Here is a 22,914-nt window from a genome sequence, read left to right on the forward strand (position 1 = left end):
TCAATCATCGTCACCCGCTTTTTCTTAAAAATCCATATTATTAGTGCTATTACCCCATTCTAACCATGTTGAAAATAAAAAATGTCCCTGAAAAATAATTTTGTAATTTTCAATTTACTTTTTCAATATAATCGTTTCAAACCCCGGGAATGTCGTTTATGTAATGTACAACGTGAAAATACATTGGGAGGGAAACGTGATGAAGAGAAAAGACTGTATTGCTATGCTTCTGGCCGGTGGAGAAGGTAAACGATTAGCTCCCCTTACGTCTAAGCTGGCAAAACCCGCCGTTCCTTTTGGCGGACATTACCGTATAATCGATTTTCCTCTCAGCAATTGTGTGAACTCCGGAATCGATACGGTTGGAGTGCTTACACAATATGAGGCAGAATCATTACACGAACATATCGGTGAAGGCGAACCCTGGGGACTAACACATACAGGACGTGAAGGCATTGCTCTGCTTCCATCCAACAGCACACACCAAGACGGATACTTGGGTACAGCAGACGCCATTTATAAAAACATTCCATACATCGACGATCAAAATCCCGAACATGTCCTTATTCTATCCGGGGACCATATTTACCAGATGGATTACCGCGAAATGCTTGATGCCCACATGAAACAAGCGGCACCTGCCACGATCTCCGTGATGGAAGTACCTTGGGAAGACGCCAGCCGGTTTGGCGTCATGAGCGTTGATGACAATCTCAATATCATTGAATTTGCCGAAAAGCCGGCAGAACCACAAAGCAACCTCGCCTCGATGGGCATTTATTTGTTCCGTTGGGACTATCTGAAGCAGCACCTCATTGAAGATGCGGCTGATCCAAACTCCAGCCATGATTTCGGGAAGGATGTCATCCCTAAGATGCTGGTCGGAGAAGAATCACTGCTTGCGTTTCGCTTTCAGGGCTACTGGCGCGATGTGGGCACTGTTGAAAGCCTCTGGGAAGCCCATATGGATGTGCTTAGCCAAAACGAGCTAGTCCTGGAGAGATCCGATTGGCCTATGTATACCCGAGCATGGAAGACCAAACTGGCGGCGGCGCGGAACCGCAATACGGAACACACAGACTGCTTGATTCATGACCAATGCACCTTCGAAGGAAAAGCCAAGAGCTCCGTTATATTCTGCGGTGCGGAGATCGGCAAATACTCCATCGTCAAGGACAGTGTGGTCATGCCGAATGCCAAAATCGGCAAGGGCGTCCATATCGAGCATGCCATCATCGGTGAGGGAGCGATCATCAAGGATGGAGCGATTGTAAAAGGGGCTCCCGGCAACGTTGTAGTTGTTGGACCTTACGAGGCCGTGCTTCCGAAACCAACCATTCGTACCCAGCCGTCCCGACTGCTTCAGGATGTATACGAAAAAGGACGCTTGCGGGCTAATGTCTCTTCATCTTAAACGAGTTTCTTCAACAGAATATTAGCTCTGAGATAAATCCCTTCAGACTTTTATACAAAAAAGCGATCCGTGACGGATCGCTTTTTCTCATGTATCGTGCCCTGCTGACTGTATCTCAAGCGCATGCGACTTAGGTTTTGTAACACGTAAAATTATGAAATAAAACGCTTCTCATATAAATTCACGAAGCGACCACCCATATCCTGCTCAGCCACGAACTGAAATCCTTGGCGCTGATAAAATTGGTTCAGCGTCGGCAGATGGGATACGCAATCCAGCCTGAAACCCTGTTTACCCTTGGATAACAAATACGATTCTGCAAAAGAAATCATCTTCGTTCCAAGCTCCAGTCCCCGATAGAAGGCGCGTACGGTCAGCCGATGAAGATAACCATAGGCCGGATCGTCCCGCTCTCCCCAATAGGCTGGGTCTCCATACTGCAGCGTGAACATGCCGATGGCCATGTCTTCATGCCACAGAATAAACACTTCACGCTCCGCCAGATACTGCTCCATCAAGTCCAAGGAAAAGAGCGATGGACTCCACTGCTTGCGCCCTTGCTGTTCCATCACCTCCGCCGCTTCCTTGAGAAGCGACAGCATCTCCCCTGCCTGTTCTGCTTCAGCCCGTTTTAATTCAAACAGACCTTGCTCAGTAGAAAATGTTGCTTCTGTGTCCCCCACTTTCGCTCTCCCCCTTTTAACAGCCCCACAAAGTGGAGTCTATGCTTCGAAACTTATTCCAAATACTTTGCCGGGGCCCCAATACAATACCCCACAAAGTGGAGCCTATGCTTCAGAATTGCTCACGCTTCGCTAGAAACTTTTGAATTCTGTTAATCTTTAGAAAAAAGCTTTGCCGGTAACCCGGCAAAGCTTATACTGTCGGTCCGGCTTCGTCATCCTCACCGTTCTCTAATCCGCCGGCCATCGGTATTTTCCCTTCAGGCAGCGGCAGCTTGACGATAACGGATGTTCCGTGCCCGAGCTCGCTTTCCATCTCCATCGTGCCTCCATGAAGCTCAATGAGCTGCTGTGTAATCGCGAGACCCAGTCCCGTTCCCCCGTTCAGCGGATTAACCTGGAAGAACCGATCCTTTACCCGCCGCAGGTGTTCGTCCGATATGCCAATTCCGTGATCCTCCACGGTTACGACAACAAACTTGTCTTCCATAGCGAAGGACAGGTTGATTATGCCGTTCTCATGCGAGAATTTAATCGCATTGTCCACAATATTCAGAAACACCTGCTTCAACCGGTTGGCATCCCCATAGATAATCGGTTTTTCGTCGGTCTCCAGTTTGATCTGGATGCCCTTCTTCTCAGCCTTGGTCCACAGATTGAGCATAATCTCTTGCAGAAGTTCCCGTAAATTCACGATACCCTTCACAAGTTTCATCTCATTCTGCTGGAGCTTGGAGAAGTCGAGCAGCTCTTCAACAAGACCGATCAAGCGATCGGTTTCCTTCGTAATAATCTGCATCCCGATCTTCGTTTCTTCCGGATCATAGCCGCCGGAGTCGAGTGTTTCACTCCAGCCCTTTATGCTTGTGAGCGGAGTCCGCAGCTCATGCGAAATGGATGAAACAAAATCATCCTTCACCTGGTTGCTTCGAACAATCTCCTGCGCCATGTAGTTCAGGGTTGACGATAACTCGCCAAGCTCATATTTATAGTCGCCTTTGATTCTGACGTTAAACTTGCCCTTGGCCATCTGGGCGGATACCGTCGTAATGTTGTTGAGCGGCTTTACGATGGAGTTGGCCAGCCCAATGCTGAAGGCAAGCACTAGCGCTAACACGGCCCCTCCGATGCTGACGGCAAACAGTGTGATTTTCATCAGTTTGTCGTTAATGAACTCAAGCGAAGTCACATAGCGAAGAATGTAGGTTTTCTCAAAACCGTTCGAAACGGTTTGGGATACAGCCATAACGATCTGCCCCGTACCTTGCTGCTTGCCAATCCAACGGCTCGTATTGCCTGCAAGCGCTTGGGTGACATCACTGGTATTGATGGTCTGTTCTATTTCGAAGCCGGTAGAGGTTGAGAGCACTTGACCCGCCGGATTCAGAATTTGAAGCTCCGTTGTATACAATTCAAAATGGCGAACCATCTCGCTCAGCTGGTTGACGTTGTCCGACGAAGTCAGTCGAAAGGGCTGATAGAAATCGTTGGCGGTATTAATATGATTCACAATATGATTGTATACCGTATCGTAATAATACGATCGTAAAGCGATTAGAAATATAACCTCAATCAGCAGCAAGGCGATGAACACTACCAGGAAGTAGTGCAGCACGATTTGCCGCCGAATGCCTTTTTTGATGATCATTGTCCCTGACCCTTCCATTTATAGCCGTGTCCCCATACCGTCTGGAGGTATTCCGGCTCGGAAGGATTGCCTTCGATTTTTTGGCGCAGTCTCCGAATGTTCACGTCCACGATTTTGGGGTCACCCATATATTCTTTGCCCCATACGTGATCGAGCAGCACATCACGACTAAGCGGCGTGTTTTCTTTCTCCAGGAAAAACTGCACCAGCGAAAATTCAGTAGGCGTCAGCTCCACCGGCTGCCCGTTCTTCTTAAACTGCTTGGAGATCAAATCCAGCGTAAAGGGACCTGATTGAAATGATACCTTGGCGGCTCCCGCACGCTGGACATTCACCCTCCGCAGCAGAGATTGCAGCCTGGCGATTAACTCCGTCGGACTAAACGGTTTGCTTACATGGTCGTCGGCTCCGACGGAGAGGGCATACACTTTATCCTGCTCCTGAACTTTTGCCGTCAGAAAAATAATGCCGATCCGCTCGTTCGTTTCCCGAATTCTGCGGCATACTTCAAATCCGTCAATCCCCGGTACCATGACATCAAGCAAAGCAATATCGATATCTGGCGTCGTTTGCAGCATACGAAGGGCTTCGTTGCCGTCCCCAGTCTCCAGAACTTCAAAGCCGTTTCGTTTCAGATTAATTACGATAAAACTGCGGATAGATTCTTCATCTTCTAATATGAGCACTTTACTCAAGGTCTAGTTCCCCTTTCTTTCGATAGGAGCCACATTATTGCTGTTTGGCTTTTTATCTTTTTTACTCAGTTTCAGATCGCCATGACTTCGGTAAGCAATCACGCGGTTTTTCTCCTTCACCAAAATCTCCCAATCAGATTCGGCTTTCTCCCACTGGGCCGTCGAAAAGAATTTAATCTCTGCAACGGACTCTCCCGTATCGGTCATGACAAAGTTTAAATAAGCATTTTTGTTGGATTCCGGCGTGATGGTAATCTTATTGTACATGTCTGGCGGAAAGTCCAGATAGAAGTGATTGTTCATATCGTAGTACCTTTGGAGTACGAATTGAAGCCCTTCTTTTTCATTGCTCTCCCGTACCTCTCCGTCCCACTGGAAGTACGTGGTGAAGAACGGGATCTCATCCAGGATAAGCCGATCTTCCCAGCCGCTTGGCCTCATAAGAACACCAAACTCCAAAATACCGTCATCATTCACATCTTCGCTCTCGACAGGCAGCTCCTTGTAGGTAAGCAGTTCATCCTGGAGGACGTCAATAAACTGGTTTTCCTCCATAATAATGAGCTTGGAATAAGAAGAGCTGGATACAACCGAAGCGTCCAAGATGATACCTTCTTTGTCCTTGGCCACTTTACCTGCGACAACATTGTAATAACTTTCGATATTCGGTCCCAGTTCCAGCTTGTTCAGCTCGACAAAGGCGTCCTCGAATTTGTCATATTGATAGGTGCTGATATACGAGAGCTCTTTCTGCTGAAGATAGACAACCGTAATATCGTTGATCTTATCCCCGTTCATGTCTCCGATATTAAAGTGTGTATATGGCAAAGCCGGTATTTTTTCGAGCGAATCCCCGGAGAATGAATACACAGCAAGCAGGTTCTGAAGATTCTCTTCGCCGCGGGAGAATCCGGCTACGATGTCGACCTTGCCGTCATTCGTAAAATCGACGAAATCAAACGACTCCAATACCGTCCCTTCTCCATCGAAATCAAGCTTCTTCACCCATGTATCGCCTTGCTGCTGCATGATCATGCCATGGATCTTCACTTCATCGTCCGGCGTCTGATAGAAGACGACCGCTTCCATGATCCCGTCGTTGTCCAGGTCATGAATACGGATGGAACTGCTATCCACGTCACTTCGCGGCCGGATAATGGCACCGGCATTCAGCTTTTTCTTCAGAAGCGCAGATTGAATAGCGCCATTCAGTGTCGCTTTATCCGTCGGTAAATCCGGTCGCTTCATTAAAGACACCGGGTCCTGAATAAACGTGCAGCCGCTTAGGATAAATAGTAACAAGCCTGCCAAGAGGGCTTGCATCACTCTATATTTCAATAAGTATCAACTCATTTCTATACATTCACCTGGCGTCTTTGGTGATCGATAATTACAGTCTTGACTTCTCGCCATGGGTTAAACGTCTTCCGGTCACATCCACGGCCAGTTCTCCGCCGGATAGACCCATGATCCGGGTGCAATACTTCTCGGCCAGCTCCAAGGGAATCACGGTAAATACAGTTAAACGTTCTTCCTCGCACAAGGTTTTAAGTGTCTTCAATACATGCTCGGCCGAAGCCGGATCAAGTCCCGTGACCGGCTCGTCCGCCAAAATCACCTTGGCACCATGAACGAGCGCGCGGGCAATCGCAATCCGCTGCTTCTCGCCGCCGCTTAACTCGCCGGCCTTTCGTTTGGCCTTGTCCAACAAGCCCAGGTGCTCAATCGTATCCATAGCTCCCATATAATCATCAGACCGGACCATTCCGGTTACCATCCGCCACAGCGGTGTTTGGCTGGATTGTCCGATCAATACATTCTTAAGCGCCGTTCGATTCACATTCAAGGACGGGTTCTGCTCAAGATAAGCCCATTCCCGGCGAATTCTCCGTTTTCCCGCAGGATTCATCATATCTTCGCCATCAATCGTTAATTTGCCGCCGTCCCATTTTTGCTGCATGGATAGACAGCTCATCAACAAGCTTTTCCCGCTTCCGCTCGCACCGATCAGACCGATCATTTCCCCGTGCTCCATCTGAAAAGTGATATCCTTTAACACCGGTGTGCGTTCAGGACCCATCGTTTTCTTCAGCCGATCCACTTTAATCATGTTATCGTCTCTCCCGTCAAGTGCATATTCCTACTCTCTAGTTTAGAAGAAAGCGAAAGCAATTGCCATGAGAACACACATTCCTATTTTTGTGTTGATGCTGTTGTGACTTTAAACCATAATCCCGTACACGCAAACAGAATATACAATCCACCAAGCAGAACGAAGATCCCTCCGTTCCACCCCGTTTCCATGATAGCGCCCCCCGCATTCGGACCTGCTATGCTGCCCGCATTAAAATGGAAGGAAGCCACGACGTTGGCCGCCGGCAGCAGCACTCTGGGAAGGATATCCGCCGCATAAGCCAACCCGAGGGAGAAGAAGGATCCAACCAGGCCGCCGGCCAGCGTTAGTAATAGTAAGGTTGCCCAGAAATTCGTTCCTGCTGCAGGAATGAGCAAGAAACAGCACCCGCCCACAATACCGGCGATTGTCAGCACCCGTTTGCGTCCGAATTTATCACTCCAAATGCCGAGGGGAAGCTGCAGCACCAGACCGCCGATGCCGACAAAAGGAAGCAGTGCCGAAATTTCGCCCAATGTAAACCCGCTTCTTAGCCCGTAGACCGGGAAGTTGCTGTTAATGCCTGCTTCCATATATCCGTAGAGGAACGCGGGAATCAAGGCAAACCAGGCCAGGCGGTAGCTTTTGAGATAGCGTCCAGCCGGCTGCTGCTCCCCATTCTCGTTTTTTTCCGGCTTCAAGTTCGGAAGTTTAAAGAGCACGATCAACAGAATGAACAAGAACAGCACGGCCAGAATGATAAACGGTACCGCCTCGCCATACTTTAGCAGCGGAATGCCCAGCGGCCCTATACTGAATCCCAAACCGTAGGACATGCCGTAAAAGGATATGCTTCGCCCCCGGTTCTTAACCGTTGACATCATCAGCACCCATAGCTGTGCCGCATAATGAAGTGCGCTATCGCCAATACCCACGAGCACGCGCAGTAGAAACCAGACGGCCACGCTCGGAATCAACGGAAAAGCGACCAGCGACAGCATTACCATCACAAGTCCCGAAATGATCAGTTTTTTGAAACCGACCCATCCGAGAAGTCTTTCCGCAACGAGCGTCATGGCAAACGAGCCTACATATAGCGCCGCCGCGTTCAATCCGTTCATGGAGGATGAGATACCCATCCGTTCCAAAAAAATAGCCAGAACCGGTAATAACAGTCCCTGACTTAAACCTGCCGCAACCACGACGGCAATTAAAATGAAATAATGAGTTCTCCCCTGACGGGGGGTTACAGCTTCTGTCACTGAAATATAGTCCTCCTCTAATGTGAAAAAACGATGAATTTAAACAGCCAAATGAACATTATAGTGGACAAGCCCAATCCATACAAGCCATAATAATAACAATGCCATCAATTGGGAGGGTATCCGTTAATGAAATATAAAGTTAGTATCGATGTCTCTATGGTGTACGAGCTGCTAGGCAGCTTCATGATATATGCAACAAGGAAATGGACCGATAATCTGGATATCGGAAAACAGCTGATAACGGAGATGGACGAGCGTTTACCTCAGCCTGTTCGTGTCCAGTTCAGTCGAGCCCGTTCATGGCCACTCGGAGATTATGATGTGTTATACGCTTTGATCATGCTTCGGGGAGAACACCTTGAAATCCCGGATTTTCTGAACTGGATCGAATCTTCCGCCGTGGAAGAGCTGCATGACCTGCTTCAGCCTCACTTGCCGTCTCTCTCACTGGATGAAACATCTAGAATTCGAGAAAACTATACACCGCTGATGAAGCTTTGGCACGAGCACTACTTCTCGGAAGTGGAGCCTGACCTGTACCAGCTTCTGGAAGAAGATGCCGAAGAGAAACGAATGCTCCTTCCGAAAATGGACGACGAAAACTTGATCGAATATGCCTCAAGCGGGGTTATACTGGATGACGTGCCTCAGGAGAACGTAGTCTTATTCCCGGGCACGCATTTCCGGCCGATCAATACCTATTGCTTCTATGAGAACGTACTCCTGCTGCAGTATCCTATCGATATCCCGGAAGAAGAGGAAGATGAGCCGCCCGTCGTTCTCCTCCGCATGACCGAGGCTCTCGCGGACCCTGAACGCCTGCGTCTCCTGCGATATATTGCAGATGAGCCGAAGGCCGTGTCCGAAATGGCGTCCGAGTTGGGTCAGCCTTATGAGGAATTGATGCACCACTTGATGATATTGAGGGCGGCAGGCTTGCTGCGCTCCCATCTGAAGTCCGAGAATAACGAAAGATTCAGCCTGCGGCCGGATGGGGCTGCCGAGCTTCAGATGTTCCTGGAGACTTACATTCGACTTTCATAGCAAGAAGGAGTGAACCATGAGTAAAACATCGCAGCATATTATCTTCGACATGGATGACACATTAGTACATTGCAACAAATATTTCAATCTGATCCTCGGTGATTATTTCGAGTGGATGACCGAATGGTTTCAACATGTTGGCTTGACTACTGAAGAAGTCCGGACCAAGCAAATGGAGATCGACGTAGCCGGCATCGATAAGCTGGGATTTGCAAGTGCGAACTTTCCCCAGTCCCTTATCGATACGTATCATTATTTCGGCCGCATTCACGGAAGAGAAAGCTCGCGCAAGGAAGAGAAGCTTCTCTACGAGTTAGGACTCAGTGTGTATGAGCAGGAAATCGAAGCCTACCCCGGCATGGTCGAGACGCTCGAGAAGCTTCAGGAGGATGGACATTGCCTCCACCTCTATACAGGGGGCGAGACCAGAATTCAGAAACGTAAAATCGAACAGATGAAGCTGGCCGATTACTTCAAAGACCGTATCTACATTCGCCAGCATAAAAACATTTCGGCATTGGAAGAAATCCTCACGATGGGGACATTCTCCCGTTCCGATACGTGGATGATCGGCAACTCGCTTCGCACGGATGTCATTCCGGCGCTGACGGCTGGCATCAACAGCATCTATATCAAACAACAGCGCGAATGGCAGTATAACCTGGTCGAGCTGAAGCAAGAGCCGCATAATGTGTTATATACCGTTTCGGCGCTGACCGAAGTGCCCGAGGTTATTGAAGAGCATTTGGATTAATCAAAATAAACCGAGCCGAAATCAAGGAGCAACTCCCTGATGGGCTCGGTTTTTTATTTAACTGTGCCGTCTCACGATTTCACGGCTTCACTCGAGTCCTCTGCCTGAACAGCAAGCTTTCCGTTCCCTTCAGCAGCTAGGACAATCCTGCCTTTATACGTGCTGCCGTCCTCGTTTTTAAAGGATAATACCTGGGTCTTGCCTTGAAGCAGCAAGGATTTCAGCATCGCATGCGAAACTTGTTTACCGGCAAATTCCTTCCAGATGACATAACTGCAGCCGGTTTTGAAACTGGCGCAGCCATAACCTTTGCGACCTTCAATAATATGCCCTTCACATCCGGGTCTAGGGCATCGGCCTAACGAAGAGCGTACGGACGACGCTTCGCTTGAAGTAGAGGCATCTGATTTCGGAGTCCGCTTAGCCGCCCCCTCTTCCTTGTCACGCGAGGTTGCGGCAGCTTTTCCCGCACTTCGCTTCCCTCTGCCTTTGGACTTGTCCTCATCCCCGCCGAATAATGACGAAGGCGCCGGTCGCTGCGAGGATACCTTATTGATGATCGAAATGGTAAACTTCTGCACGTTTTGCATGAACACGTCTGCGGAAGCCTCGCCCTTGGATATTTGGTGAAGGCGACGTTCCCATTGACCCGTCATCTCAGGCGAAGCGAGTAATTCTACGCCTGCATGCCGGATCAACTCCACCGCCGTCCTTCCTTTTTGGGTAACGGTGATTCTTTTGCCCTGCATCGTAATATATCCGACCTTCTTCAAGCGCTCGATGGTCGCTGCCCGGGTTGCCGGCGTTCCCAGCCCGCTGTCTTTCATCGCATCCCGAAGCGCTTCATCCTCAATGGATTTTCCGGCACTCTCCATCGCCTTCAGCAAGGTTCCTTCCGTATAACTCTTGGGCGGTTGGGTTGCCTTTTCTTTCACTTCGGATTTTTTGCAATGTACCGGCTTATCGGGAAACAGATCAAAGGAACGGTCGTTCCATTCCTGGGTCTCCTCTTCCTCGTCCTCTTTCCCCTTCTTGGAAGATTTGGCTTTCTTCTGCTCTTTGTCCTGGACAATCAGCACCTTCCAGCCAAGCGATAGCAGTTCCTTGATTCCCGTCTTGAACGTTTCCCCCTCTACCTCGGTGAGCACCGTATGCTGCTTATACATCGCCGGCGGGTAGAAATGCGACAAGAACCGGATGATGACCAGATCGTAAATATGCTGCTCTTCCTTGCTGAGTGTGCCCGGACGCTTCAACGTCGGCAAGATGGCATGGTGATCCTCCACCCGCTGTGGATTACATACCGCTTTATTGTTAATGTGCACCCGGCTAGGATCTGCTCCTTCAGCCATCGAAGCATAGGAGGTTGATTTCAACATATGAAGTGCCTTGTGCATGCCTTCGATATTCTGTTCATTCACATAATTGGAGTTGGTACGCGGATATGAGATCACCTTATGACGCTCATACAACGCTTGCGCAAGATCCAGCGTTTTTTTGGCAGAGTATCCGTATTTGGCATTGGCTTCACGTTGAAGAAGGGTCAAATCATACAATTTGAACGGATATTCTTTCGTTTCTTTGACCTCATATTTGGTGATAACCCCATTCTTCCCATGAACCTTAGATGCAATCGCCTCTGCTTTCTCCTGTGATGTCAGCCGCTCTCCCTGCCATGTTCCGTTATACTCCAGCTGCTCTTGTTTAAACACGGCCTTCACATCGTAAAACGTTTGCGATTCGAAGGCTTCGATTTCCTTCTGTCGATCATAGATTAGAGCCAGAACCGGCGTCTGGACCCGCCCAACCGATAGTAATGTCTGATGACGGGTTGTAAAGGCACGCGACGCATTCATGCCGATCAACCAATCGGCTTCACTGCGTGCGCGCGCAGCTTGCGTTAAATTCTCGAATTCAACCCCATCCTTCAGCTCCGCGAAGCCACGGGCGATGCTTTCCGCCGTTAAATCCGAAATCCATAGTCTTTTTACAGGCTGTTTCAATTTTAATTGCTGTTGGATCAGAGCGAAAATATATTGTCCTTCTCGCCCCGCATCACATGCGTTTACGATATGGCTGCAGCGCTTGGCGACCTCTCCAATGACCTTCAGCTGATCCTTGGTTTTCGGATTCGGGATGATTTTGAATTGCTCCGGAATGATGGGCAGGTCCCGTAAATTCCAGCGTTTGTACTTCGGATCATATGCATCCGGCTCCGCTAGCCCAACCAGATGTCCGATAGCCCAAGTTATGATATATTGCTCACCTTCAAGATATGTACGGTTATTCTTGGCCCGCGGCTCGATGACCGCAGCGATGTTCCGTCCCATATCCGGCTTTTCGGCAATGACCAACGTTTTCAAATGACATTCTCCTCCCCGATGAGTAACCATGTCGCGGTGGCTAACTCCAAAAAGGACTTCGCTCTCGCGAAGTCCTTTTAACTACTATTAGTATGATAGCATATTTAGGAGAAGGATTAAACCAGTACGGTCGCACCCATTAAATATTTGTCTACCTCGCGCGCCACCTCACGGCCTTCGTTGATGGCCCATACCACGAGGCTTTGTCCGCGGCGCATATCTCCGGCGGCAAATACTTTATCCACATTGGTCGTATATTTGCCGTACGGCGCTTTTACATTGGAACGGCGATCCGTTTCAAGTCCAAGCTGCTCGACCAGCGTATGCTCCGGTCCATCAAAACCGATAGCGATGAACGCCATTTGAGCAGGAAATACTTTTTCCGTACCCGGAATCGGTTGATACACTTTACGGCCGGTTTCATCTACAATACGCTCGATTTGAACGGTATGAAGCTCTTTCAGATTGCCCTCTTCATCCCCGACAAATTTCGTCGTCATAATGGAGAATTCGCGTGGATCGTTGCCAAACAGTGCTTTCGCTTCCTCATGTGCGTAATCGAGCGTGTACACATTCGGGAACTGCGGCCAAGGGTTTGCAATGGGGTCACGCTGCAGCGGAGCCTGTTTATGCGTACCGAACTGGGTGACGCTGCTGCAGCCGTGACGGAGCGCTGTAGCGACGCAGTCGGAGCCGGTGTCGCCGCCGCCGATGACAATGACGTCTTTGTCTTTTGCCGACAAGTAGTTGCCGTCTTCAAGACCGGAATCCAGCAGACTCTTGATGGTTCCGTTCAAATAATCCATTGCATAGTGAATGCCCTTGAGGTCACTGCCCTCAATATTGAATTCACGCGGCTTTGTAGCACCGCCGCACAGGACAACGGCATCATAGTCTTCCATCAGCTGCTTGGCGGGAATGTCCTTGCCGATCTCGGTGCTGACAACGAATTCGACGCCTTCAGCCGCGAGCAGATCTACACGGCGCTGAACAATACCCTTGTCCAGCTTCATGGATGGAATCCCGTAAGTCAACAGGCCGCCGATCCGGTCGGCACGTTCATAGACGGTTACGGAATGGCCTGCTTTGTTCAGTTGAGCAGCTGCAGCCAGCCCTGCCGGACCGGAACCGACAACGGCTACGCGACGTCCCGTGCGCTTCTCAGGCGGCTCGGGAACAACCCAGCCTTCTTCAAAGCCCTTGTCGATGATCGCTTGCTCGATGGATTTAATCGTAACCGGCTCCCCGATCAAACCGACGGTACAAGAACCCTCACAAGGGGCAGGACATACGCGTCCGGTAAACTCAGGGAAGTTGTTTGTTTTGTGGAGACGCTCCAAAGCTTCTCTCCATAAGCCCCGATATACAAGATTGTTCCATTCCGGAATCAGATTGTGAACCGGGCAGCCCGAAGTGCCGCCGAGCATATCGATTCCTGTATGGCAGTATGGCGTACCGCAGTCCATGCAGCGTGCTCCCTGGGTCTGGAGCTCTTCTTCTTCTAAATGTTTATGAAACTCTTCCCAGTCTTTAACTCGTTCTGCCGGGCTCCGGTCTGCCGGAAGCTGGCGCTGATATTCCATAAATCCTGTTGGTGTAGACATACTGCTTTTACCCCCATCCGTTCTATCCATGCTGGTTACCATGTACAATTTATCATATCATAAATCATCCGACATCGATCTTCAGATGACCCAAGAAACAGGTTTCAGTCTGATTTATTTTTTCTATTTATGCTAAAAAATTTTTTATCAGAGCTTGAACCCCCACGATTAGCGGCTATTTAAGCAGCGATTTGTATAAACATTAAAAATATAGTAGCATTTCGCTTTTCACCTGTTAAATGGACTATATGCATGATCATTTGTATTATCCTACTATCAAAGCGTTGCCAACATGAATGGATTAGGGTATGCCTATCCCTTGTAAGCTCACCATCAAGCTCTTTATTTTCGTTCAAACGTAACAAACCGGTAGGCATACGGATTTTTCTCGTCCGTTATGCCGGGAATTTCTTCGATAATTTCCCATTCATCCCAGTTCACTTCGGGGAAGAACGTATCCCCTTCAAAAGTCTCATCAATAAACGTACAGTACAGTCGATCCGCTTTCGGAAGCATCAAATCATAAATCTGCGATCCGCCAATGACCATCAGCTCTTCGTTCTCCGCATAGGGAAGGGCTTCATCCATATCATGGATCACCATGCCCTGATCGTCCGACAGCGCGAAACTTTTGTCTCTCGTGAGCACGATGTTCTTTCGGTGAGGCAGCGGTTTGCTGCCAAAGGAATCCCAAGTCTTGCGCCCCATCAGAATGGTTTTATGCAGGGTTTTCTCCCTGAAGAAGGCCATATCCCGCGGCAAACGCCAAGGCATCGTACCGTTCAGCCCAATTACTTGATCCTTGCCCATTGCCCATATCATGGATATCATTGCACACTCACTCCTTCCTTGTACGAATGGATTTTACCGAATATGACTCACAACTTTTTATTTACACAGCTACGGTCGCTTTAATGGTTGGATGATACTGGTAACCCTCGAATTCAAAGTCTTCGAATGTATAATCAAAGATGCTCTCCGGCTTGCGCTTGATGACCAGCTTCGGCAGCTCATAAGGCTCGCGTTCAAGCTGCGTTTTGACCTGTTCCATATGATTGGAATAGATATGCACATCGCCCCCGGACCAGATGAATTCACCCGGCTCCAGGCCGCACTGCTGGGCAACCATATGGGTAAGCAGCGCATAACTCGCGATGTTGAACGGCAGTCCGAGGAAACTGTCCACAGAGCGCATAGTAAGCATACAGGAGAGTTTCCCGCCCGCCACGTAGAACTGGAATACAAAATGGCATGGAGGCAGCTTCATGTTATCGATCTCTGCCACGTTCCAGGCACTGACGATATGCCGCCGGGAGTCCGGATTGTTTTTAATCGAATCGATGACATTGGCAATCTGGTCGATATGGCGTCCATCCGGCGTTTCCCAGGCTCGCCACTGCGAGCCGTAAACCGGCCCCAAATCACCGTTCTCATCCGCCCATTCGTCCCATATCCGCACGCCGTTTTCTTTTAGATACCGGATGTTTGTTTCCCCGCTTAAGAACCACAGAAGCTCATGTATTACCGATTTCAGGTGAATCCGCTTGGTTGTCATCAGAGGGAAACCTTTGGCAAGGTCAAAACGCAGTTGTCTTCCAAATACGGATAACGTTCCCGTTCCCGTGCGGTCCCCTTTCTCTACTCCATGATCAAGTATGTCTTGCAGCAGCTCCAAATATTGTTTCATGTATAGTCACCTCACTAGAATCTCATATCAACAGTCTATCATGTTCGTGGAATGTTTGGGATGCAAAAAAACAGGAGGCAGAAACCGCCTGCGCGTTCTCTGCCTCCTGGCCGAATATATAATGACTCGAAAAATACGTCTTGGATTAACGGGCAATGATGTGGATCGGATGACCCATAACCAATTCCGCAGCTTCCATTACGATTTCACCAAGCGTCGGATGCGCATGGATGGTCAAGGCTACATCTTCAAGCGTAGCGCCCATCTCAATCGCAAGACCGAGCTCTGCAATCAGGTTGGAAGCTTCCAGACCTACGATTTGCGCTCCAAGAATAAGTCCTGTTCCTTCTTCAGCCACGATCTTCACGAAGCCTTCCGGATGGTTCAAGGATACGGAACGTCCGTTACCAGCGTAAGGGAATTTGCCAGCTTTCACTTTATGGCCTTTTTCCTTCGCTTGAGCTTCGGTGTAACCTACGCTGGAGCATTCTGGATCTGTAAACACAACCGCTGGAATACATTTGTAATCCACAACGGAAGGCATTCCGGAAATGGCCTCAGCTGCCACTTTACCTTCATAGGAAGCTTTGTGTGCAAGCGCCAGACCGGACACGATATCCCCGATTGCGAAGATATGAGGAATGCTTGTGCGTCCTTGATGGTCAACTTTCACGAATCCGCGCTCATCCATATCGAGGCCGATCAGGTCCAGACCGAGCTCTCCGTCCGTGTTGGGACGACGGCCAACTGTAACCAGCAGGTAATCTGCTGTTACTTCTTTGGTTTCGCCATTCACGGAGTATTTCACGGTAACTTCTTTATCGTTTTGCTCAGCACTTTCAGCTTTAGCACCTGTGATAATTTCGATACCGGTTTTCTTCATGTTTTTCGTAACGAGGCTTGTCATGTCTTTGTCAAAGCCAGCCAGAACGCTGTCCAGACCTTCGATGATCGTTACTTTGGAACCGAATTTGGAGTACATTTGACCAAGCTCGGCACCGATGTAGCCGCCACCGATTACGATCATGCTTTTCGGTACCTCAGGCAGGTTCAATGCTTCGGTAGAAGACAAGATGCGTCCGCCAAACGGGAATGGCTTCAGTTCGATTGGGCGGGAACCTGTAGCAATGATGCAGTTCTTGAAGCGGTAACGCGGAGATTCATGATCATTGAATACACGCGCTTCGTTTTCGTTGATGAACATGCACTCGCCGTTGAAAACTTCCACTTTGTTGCCTTTCAGCAAACCGGCAACGCCGCCAGTCATTTTTTTGACAACGCCGTTTTTGAATTCCTGCGTTTTTGCAAAATCAACGGTTACGTTCTCCACGGAAATACCGAAGGCATCGGCATGCTTAGCGGATTCAAACTGATGAGCTGCAGCGATCAAAGCTTTGGAAGGAATACAACCACGGTTCAAGCAAACACCGCCGAGTTCCGATTTATCAACGATCAGAACCTTTTGACCCAGTTGGGCGGCACGAATCGCCGCCACATATCCACCAGGACCAGCACCAATGACTAGAGTATCAATATCTAAAGAAGCATCTCCAACTACCATTAGTTACACCTCCATAACAAGCAGCTCAGGGTTAGCGAGCAGTTGTTTAATATAGTTCATAAAGTTTTGAGCCGTTGCGCCGTCGATGATACGGTGGTCAAAGCTCAAGGACAATGCCATAACAGGTGCTGCTACAATCTCGCCGTTCTTCACAACCGCTTTTTCGCTGATGCGGCCGGTACCGAGAATAGCAACCTCTGGGAAGTTGATGATTGGCGTAAAGAACATACCGCCTGCGGATCCGATGTTCGTGATGGAAATCGTACTGCCCTTCATTTCGTTAGGGGACAGTTTGCCTTCACGGCCGCGAGCAGCCAGGTCACGGATGCTGTCAGCGATCATCCAGATGCTCTTACGATCCGCATCTTTGATAACCGGTACGATCAGACCGTTATCTGTATCTGTAGCGATACCGATGTTGTAGTATTTTTTGTACACGATTTCGTTCGCTTCTTCGTCGATCATAGCATTCAAAGCAGGGAATTGACGGCTAGCCGCAACGAGTGCTTTAACGATGAACGGCAGATACGTAACTTTCGTGCCTTTTTTCTCCGCGATCGGTTTCATGCGGGTACGGAACGCTACCAGCTCGGTTACGTCAACTTCGTCCATGATCGTAACGTGAGGAGCTGTGTAAGCCGATTTAACCATGGCGTTCGAGATCGCTTTACGGATGCCTTTGAATGGTACGCGCTCTTCTTCTGCACGAGTATCCACCGCTGCGGATGCTGCAGGAGCTGCTTTTGCTTCGGAAGCTGCTTCTTGCGCTGGAGCTGCTGTCGCTTGGCCTCCACCGTTTTTGAAGGCTTCAACATCTTCGCGAGTCACTTTACCGTTGTTGCCGGAGCCCTGCACTTGTGCAATGTCTACTCCTTGCTCGCGAGCGAATTTACGAACGCTTGGCGTAGCCAGAACTTCACGGTTAGGTGCTGCTGGTGCAGCTGCTCCACCGTTTCCGCCTTGTTTAGCGTCAGCCGGAGCATCTTGAGCCGGGGAAGAAGTTGTATCCGCGCTGCCTTTCGCTGCGTCAGCTTCTTGCGCCGATTGCTCTTCAGCAGGAGCTTCCTGCTCAGGAATGTCGCCTTCAGCATCGATGATAGCAACCACTTCACCGACACGGCACACTTGACCATCCTTGGCAAAAACTTCTTGAACCGTACCGTTCACGGGACAAGGAACTTCTACGACTGCCTTGTCGTTCTGTACTTCCATGATGATGTCGTCGTCTGTTACTTTGTCGCCCGGCTTGATATGCATTTTGATGATTTCACCTTCATGCAGACCTTCACCCAGCTCTGGAAAACGATATTCAAATTTTGCCAACTGAAAAACCTCCCTAGAAATTGCTGCTATTAGAAATTCAATACTTTATTGACGGCATCCACGATACGTGCCGGAGTAGGCAACCAAGTGTCCTCGATTTGCGCGAATGGATACACAGTGTCCGGTGGAGTCACGCGAAGCACTGGAGCTTCCAAGTGCAGAATCGCTTTCTCATTAATTTGAGCGATAACTTCTGCAGCTACGCCGGCAGATTTTTGCGCTTCTTGAACCACGATAGCACGGTTGGTTTTCTTAACCGAAGCAAGCACGGTATCGATGTCGATTGGAGAAATGGTGCGCAAGTCGATGATTTCCGCTTTGATTCCGTTCTTCTCAAGTTCGTCCGCCGCTTTCGTTGCGGTATGAACCATCAGGCCGTAAGCGATAATCGTAACGTCGGTTCCTTCGCGAACCACGTTAGCTTTGCCAAGCTCAACGGTGTAATCACCTTCAGGAACTTCAGCGCGGAACGCATGATACAGGTTCAAGTGCTCCATAAAGAACACAGGATCATTATCGCGAATCGCTGCGATCATGAGTCCTTTTGCATCATAAGGATTGGAAGGTACTACAACTTTAATACCCGGGGTTTGCGTGATCAAACCTTCGAGTGCATCGGTATGCAGCTCAGCCGCTTTAACCCCGCCGCCGAATGGCGTACGGAATACGATTGGGGAGTTGTAACGTCCACCGGAACGGTAACGCATACGCGCTGCTTGAACAACGATTTGGTCAAGAGCTTCAAAGATAAATCCAACGAATTGAATTTCAGCGATTGGACGGAAGCCTTGAATACCGAGACCTACTGCCAAACCGCCGATAGCGGACTCAGCCAGCGGCGTATCGAATACGCGCTCTTCCCCGAATTCTTTTTGAAGGCCTTCCGTTACCCGGAAAACACCGCCGACATTACCCACGTCTTCACCGAAGATGACAACGTTAGGGTCACGGCTCAATTCAACGCGCATGGCGTCGCGAATCGCTTCTTTCATGTTCATTTGTGCCATTGCTTCATTTCCTCCTTAAGAAATACAGTTCACTAAAATTCCAGTGTTATGCCTTGCGGCTATATATCGATGTCAAAACGTTATTCAAAAACAGACCTGTTGCAGCCATGACAAAACCGGATGATTATCCAGGATCAACCTTTGACAATCATCGGCCCGTCATTTTTATTGGAAATCAGCTTTCTGCTCTTCCAGATGCTTCGGCGTTTGCTCGAACATGCTGTCGATCAAACCAGGTACCGTCATTTTTTCCGTTTGCTCTGCTTTTTTAATTTGCTCGTTGACTTTCGCTTTCGCTTCTTCTTTCACGCGAGCTGTATCTTCCTCTGTCCAGAGGCCTTTTGCTTCCAAGTACTTCGCAAGACGTGCGATCGGATCCTTCTCGTTCCACTCGCCCTCTTCTTCCTTCGTACGATATTTCGTAGCGTCGTCAGACAAGGAATGCGGACGGAAACGATATGTCACGGCTTCGATAAGCGTTGCGCCTTCGCCGTTGCGGCCGCGTTCTGCAGCATCACGAACCGCTTTGATTACCGCGAGAACGTCCATGCCGTCAACTTTAACGCCCTTGATACCGGCTGCTACAGCTTTATGTGCGATAGACAATGCTGCAGTCTGCTTGGAGAATGGAGTTGTGATTGCATAGCCGTTGTTTTGTACGAAGAAGATGACCGGCAGTTTGTACACGCCTGCATAGTTCAAGCCTTCGTAGAAGTCGCCTTCGGAAGAGCCGCCGTCACCGGTATACGTAATAACCACTTGTTTTTGCTTCTTCAATTTGTAACCCATAGCGATACCCATGGCATGCAGGATTTGCGCGCCAATGATAATCTGAGGCATCAATACGTTAACACCCTCCGGAATTTGTCCGCCATGCTGATGTCCGCGGGAATAGAGGAATGCTTGATAAAGCGGAAGTCCATGCCATACGATTTGCGGCATATCACGGTAGCCCGGGCAGACAAAGTCGTCTTTTTCAAGCGCGAATTCGCTACCTACCATCGTTGCTTCTTGACCGGATACAGGAGCATAGAAACCGAGACGTCCTTGGCGGCCGAGATTTACGGCACGGTCGTCCCAAGTGCGGGTAAATACCATACGGTACATAATTTCTTTCAGTTGATCGTCTGACAATTCAGGCAGAAGATCTTTGTTTACGATTTTGCCATCCGGGGAAAGTACAGATAGAGTATCGACTTCCTCGGTATATACTTCATAAGGAACCTTGGTCATTTTTTTCACCTCAATAAATATTTGAATATCAAGTTCCGCTGTTATAGAATTATTATACACCTGTTTTACTCCATTCGTCAAAGAAATAGCAGATAAAATTTCATATTTCTTAACGTTTGTATGTATAACAGTTAATGAACAATACTATAACAGTATGACAAACATCATAGAACAGCAGCCAACTTCAACATGTCAGGGTAATTTTAACTTATTGTTTACCGCATTTCAAAAACTAACCCGAAAAAGGTGACGAATGATGACGAATGAACGTTTATTGAAGCGAACCATCGTAAAAGAAGTAATTGAAAGCCAGTTTCTGCAGGAGAATCGAACGCTGCGCATTTACCTTCCTCCCGGATACAATGAAATTCTCAGCTATCCCGTTGTTTACTGTCAGGATGGAGAGGAATTTTTCAATTTTGGCCGCATTGCGACTTGGGCCAATCAGCTCATTCTCGAAGAAGGTGTGGAGCCGTTTATCATTGTAGGCGTGGAAGTGAACACCAAAGTTCGCACCGAGGAATACGCGCCATTCGGCAACCGTTTCGACGCTTATCTGTCCTGCTTCGCCGAAGAGATTATTCCCTTCGTAGAACAAAAATATCCTGTGCGCAAAGAGCCTGCCGAAAGAGTACTCGCCGGCGACTCCCTTGGCGGAAGTGTCTCCGTGCATCTGGCCTTGCGTTACCCGCATCTCTTCACCCGAATCATCAGCTTGTCCGGCGCCTTCTATGAGAAGTCCCAGCATATGATCAGGGAAGAACCGGATTTGTCCTGGCTCGACATCTATATGATTGTAGGCTTGCAAGAAGACAACTATGCAACCGATACAGGTGTCTATAACTTCGTTGAATTGAATCGTTCAACAAAGGCATTGCTGGAAGAACGGGGTGCCACAATATCTTATCTTGAAAAAGACGGCCGCCACCTTTGGGGCTTCTGGCAAAAAGAGCTCCCTGCTGCTCTTATGTACTTCCTGGGCTAATCGATTGATTGGCAAAATCCATTGGCTATATAAATGACCTGTTACATCAAAATTCTTTGCCTGTCCCACCCGGGACCTTACGCGTTACGCTTGAAAGCAGTTGGCAAAAAAAGAATACCCGTGAAGCAAAGTAAGCGCAAGCTATACGCCCTTTGCTTCACTTCAAAAAAAGATGAACAACCGCGCATTTTTTATGGAATGTGCATTGTTCATCTTTTATGTTCAGCAGCCCGTTCTTCTTGGTATCGCTTTCAATTATTTTCGTCAAAAAAGCGGTTGACTCACCGCTTGTTCGAATCGATTATAGCTTTTCTTTCATGATTTTGTCCAGTAAGATGTCACACCCCGCATCAATAAGACGGTACACTTCATCAAAATTTCCAGTGAAATACGGATCCGGCACCTCGCGCAGCTTTTCATCCGGCAGCAAATCCATAAACTTCAGAATCGCGGCATGGTCGCCTCCCGCTAGCTTGCGCAAATTCGCCACATTCGAATCATCCATGCCGATGACGTAATCGAACTTGACGAGGTCCTGGCTTTCCACTTTGCGAGCGACCATACCTTCGTAGCTGATTTGCCAGCTGTCCAGCAGCTTCCGGGTTCCTTCATGGGGAACGTTTCCGATATGCCAATCTCCTGTGCCGGCTGAATCCACGCTTATCTTATCCTGCAGTCCACGCTGTACAATTTTATGTCGCAGCACCGCTTCCGCCATCGGCGATCGGCAAATATTGCCCAAACATACAAACAAAACGGATACCATGGTCCTCTCTCCTTCACGTTATTCTTAATCGTCATTTCACGAAAAATTTCATACTCATGAATGACGTTGCCTACCTTCCATTATCCCGAACTGACTTTTTTTCCATTGGCTGCCGCAGGATGGCCCTCGTGCAGCGACCTTCTAGGCAACCTCCATTTATAAAGCACGGACAGCATCCGGAACACGATCACCACAACAAACAAAGTAAGCAGTTCCCATGTCTTGGTGGCTACACCAAGGCCGATGGCGACTCCTGCTATCATGGCCCAAACCGCATAGATCTCATCACGCAGCACCAGCGGTTTCCGTCCAGCCAATAAATCACGGACCATCCCCCCGCCGCTTCCGGTAAGCACGGCAGCCACAATCACCGCGCTCATGGGGTGATTCATTTGCGTAGCATATAAAGCCCCTTGAATTGCAAAGGCAGATAATCCGATCGCATCGAACAGAGCCTCCGTTTTCTTCCAGTGCTGGATCAAACCGAGCGGCAGCACAAACGCTACAAATACCGAAATCATCGCGAGCATGATTAAATCGCCCTGTCCCCACAGGGTGGTAACCGGCACGCCGATGAGTACGTTTCTTATAATACCCCCGCCGAAGGCTGTGACTAGACCCAGAACCACAACCCCCAAAATATCGTATTCCTCTTCCATAGCTACAAAAGCTCCGGACATGGCAAACGCAATGGTGCCAATGATACTGAATACGTCAAACACATGCATGTCCAAAATTCAGTTCCCCCGCTCCCCCGTCAATTTACATA

General features: G+C 48.9%; 20 protein-coding genes. 4 read left to right on the top strand and 16 right to left on the bottom strand.

Annotation, left to right across the window (positions count from 1 at the left end; genetic code table 11):
* The first annotated feature begins 199 nt into the window (after positions 1–199).
* Positions 200–1,414, top strand: a complete 1,215-nt coding sequence (locus ACETK5_RS15730) for a glucose-1-phosphate adenylyltransferase (RefSeq protein ID WP_100536501.1) — start codon at positions 200–202, stop codon at positions 1,412–1,414.
* 152 nt (positions 1,415–1,566) lie between these two features.
* Here the strand turns inward: ACETK5_RS15730 and ACETK5_RS15735 are convergent, their stop codons facing one another.
* From ACETK5_RS15735 to ACETK5_RS15760, 6 genes are all read right to left on the bottom strand, one after another.
* Positions 1,567–2,097: a GNAT family N-acetyltransferase gene (locus tag ACETK5_RS15735; RefSeq protein ID WP_100536500.1), complete on the bottom strand. Its 531-nt coding sequence runs from the start codon at positions 2,095–2,097 to the stop codon at positions 1,567–1,569.
* Positions 2,098–2,290: 193 nt separating this feature from the next.
* Positions 2,291–3,745, bottom strand: a complete 1,455-nt coding sequence (locus tag ACETK5_RS15740) for a sensor histidine kinase (protein ID WP_100536499.1) — start codon at positions 3,743–3,745, stop codon at positions 2,291–2,293.
* Complete coding sequence (locus tag ACETK5_RS15745) at positions 3,742–4,440, bottom strand: response regulator transcription factor (protein WP_100536498.1); 699 nt, start codon at positions 4,438–4,440, stop codon at positions 3,742–3,744. Before ACETK5_RS15745 ends, ACETK5_RS15740 begins: the two co-directional genes overlap by 4 nt.
* A 3-nt stretch (positions 4,441–4,443) precedes the next feature.
* Positions 4,444–5,763, bottom strand: a complete 1,320-nt coding sequence (locus tag ACETK5_RS15750; protein ID WP_100539323.1) for an FG-GAP repeat domain-containing protein — start codon at positions 5,761–5,763, stop codon at positions 4,444–4,446.
* Positions 5,764–5,830: 67 nt separating this feature from the next.
* Positions 5,831–6,550 carry a phosphonate ABC transporter ATP-binding protein gene (locus ACETK5_RS15755; RefSeq protein ID WP_100536497.1) on the bottom strand — a complete coding sequence of 240 codons (720 nt, stop codon included), beginning with the start codon at positions 6,548–6,550 and terminating at the stop codon, positions 5,831–5,833.
* A gap of 83 nt (positions 6,551–6,633) precedes the next feature.
* Entirely contained in the window at positions 6,634–7,815 is a 1,182-nt protein-coding gene (locus ACETK5_RS15760) for an MFS transporter (RefSeq protein WP_100536496.1), read from the bottom strand.
* A gap of 129 nt (positions 7,816–7,944) precedes the next feature.
* On the opposite strand from ACETK5_RS15760, the gene ACETK5_RS15765 reads away from it, so the two are divergent.
* A complete protein-coding gene (locus tag ACETK5_RS15765; protein ID WP_100536495.1) occupies positions 7,945–8,862 on the top strand; it encodes an ArsR/SmtB family transcription factor in 918 nt (305 codons plus the stop codon).
* Positions 8,863–8,878: 16 nt separating this feature from the next.
* Positions 8,879–9,616 (top strand): HAD family hydrolase, encoded by a 738-nt coding sequence (locus ACETK5_RS15770; RefSeq protein WP_100536494.1) that lies wholly within the window; start codon positions 8,879–8,881, stop codon positions 9,614–9,616.
* A 71-nt stretch (positions 9,617–9,687) separates the two neighbouring features.
* Here ACETK5_RS15770 and ACETK5_RS15775 read toward each other — a convergent pair whose 3' ends face one another.
* From ACETK5_RS15775 to pdhA, 8 genes are all read right to left on the bottom strand, one after another.
* Positions 9,688–11,979, bottom strand: a complete 2,292-nt coding sequence (locus ACETK5_RS15775; protein ID WP_394056660.1) for a type IA DNA topoisomerase — start codon at positions 11,977–11,979, stop codon at positions 9,688–9,690.
* Positions 11,980–12,095: 116 nt separating this feature from the next.
* A complete protein-coding gene (locus ACETK5_RS15780) occupies positions 12,096–13,583 on the bottom strand; it encodes a glutamate synthase subunit beta (RefSeq protein ID WP_394056662.1) in 1,488 nt (495 codons plus the stop codon).
* A 342-nt stretch (positions 13,584–13,925) separates the two neighbouring features.
* Entirely contained in the window at positions 13,926–14,414 is a 489-nt protein-coding gene (locus ACETK5_RS15785; RefSeq protein ID WP_326112795.1) for a dihydrofolate reductase, read from the bottom strand.
* A gap of 61 nt (positions 14,415–14,475) precedes the next feature.
* Positions 14,476–15,270, bottom strand: coding sequence for a thymidylate synthase (gene thyA / locus ACETK5_RS15790; RefSeq protein ID WP_100536490.1), 795 nt, complete (start codon positions 15,268–15,270; stop codon positions 14,476–14,478).
* 145 nt (positions 15,271–15,415) lie between these two features.
* On the bottom strand, positions 15,416–16,831 hold the full coding sequence (lpdA, locus tag ACETK5_RS15795; RefSeq protein ID WP_009589200.1) for a dihydrolipoyl dehydrogenase: 1,416 nt from the start codon (positions 16,829–16,831) through the stop codon (positions 15,416–15,418).
* Between the two features lie 3 nt (positions 16,832–16,834).
* Positions 16,835–18,154, bottom strand: a complete 1,320-nt coding sequence (locus ACETK5_RS15800; protein ID WP_326112797.1) for a dihydrolipoamide acetyltransferase family protein — start codon at positions 18,152–18,154, stop codon at positions 16,835–16,837.
* A 29-nt stretch (positions 18,155–18,183) separates the two neighbouring features.
* On the bottom strand, positions 18,184–19,161 hold the full coding sequence (locus ACETK5_RS15805; RefSeq protein WP_009589183.1) for an alpha-ketoacid dehydrogenase subunit beta: 978 nt from the start codon (positions 19,159–19,161) through the stop codon (positions 18,184–18,186).
* 165 nt (positions 19,162–19,326) lie between these two features.
* A complete protein-coding gene (gene pdhA / locus ACETK5_RS15810; RefSeq protein WP_100539322.1) occupies positions 19,327–20,394 on the bottom strand; it encodes a pyruvate dehydrogenase (acetyl-transferring) E1 component subunit alpha in 1,068 nt (355 codons plus the stop codon).
* 256 nt (positions 20,395–20,650) lie between these two features.
* On the opposite strand from pdhA, the gene ACETK5_RS15815 reads away from it, so the two are divergent.
* Complete coding sequence (locus ACETK5_RS15815; protein WP_326096845.1) at positions 20,651–21,379, top strand: alpha/beta hydrolase; 729 nt, start codon at positions 20,651–20,653, stop codon at positions 21,377–21,379.
* Between the two features lie 301 nt (positions 21,380–21,680).
* On the opposite strand, the gene ACETK5_RS15820 is transcribed toward ACETK5_RS15815, so the two are convergent.
* Both ACETK5_RS15820 and ACETK5_RS15825 read right to left on the bottom strand, forming a co-directional pair.
* Positions 21,681–22,145, bottom strand: coding sequence for a low molecular weight protein-tyrosine-phosphatase (locus ACETK5_RS15820; RefSeq protein WP_100536486.1), 465 nt, complete (start codon positions 22,143–22,145; stop codon positions 21,681–21,683).
* Between the two features lie 80 nt (positions 22,146–22,225).
* Complete coding sequence (locus ACETK5_RS15825) at positions 22,226–22,873, bottom strand: trimeric intracellular cation channel family protein (protein WP_100539321.1); 648 nt, start codon at positions 22,871–22,873, stop codon at positions 22,226–22,228.
* Between the last annotated feature and the right edge of the window lie 41 nt (positions 22,874–22,914).

Source organism: Paenibacillus ilasis (assembly GCF_043195395.1).
Classification (GTDB): Bacteria; Bacillota; Bacilli; order Paenibacillales; family Paenibacillaceae; genus Paenibacillus_AQ; species Paenibacillus_AQ lautus.